Origin of the sequence: Salmonella sp. SAL4457 (assembly GCF_046548235.1) — a bacterium.
In the GTDB taxonomy this organism is placed as follows: domain Bacteria; phylum Pseudomonadota; class Gammaproteobacteria; order Enterobacterales; family Enterobacteriaceae; genus Salmonella; species Salmonella enterica.
Genome location: NZ_JBGDZO010000771.1, coordinates 1 through 259, shown reverse-complemented (window position 1 = coordinate 259; position 259 = coordinate 1). Strand labels below are relative to the sequence as shown.

Here is a 259-nt window from a genome sequence, read left to right as displayed (position 1 = left end):
GCCTTGGTCACGTTGCTCCAGCCACGGACCTGGTCATCGGACCAGATGCCGGGGGTGTCGGGGTAGCCCACGCCCATCGGCGTGACCGCGGTGGCCTCGCTGAGGATCAGGCCTGCATCGGCGCGCTGGGCGTAGTACTCGGCCATCAGGGCGTTGGGCACGCGGCCTTCATCGGCGCGGCAGCGGGTCAGCGGCGCCATGACGATGCGGTTGGGCAGCTCGAGGTCGCCGAGCACGATGGGATCGAACAGAGTAGCCA

1 pseudogene is annotated in these 259 nt (G+C 69.1%); it reads right to left on the bottom strand.

Annotated elements, in window-relative coordinates:
- Positions 1-251 (bottom strand): annotated as a pseudogene (locus ACLJNW_RS26245) (alkene reductase); the annotation flags it as partial.
- Between the last annotated feature and the right edge of the window lie 8 nt (positions 252-259).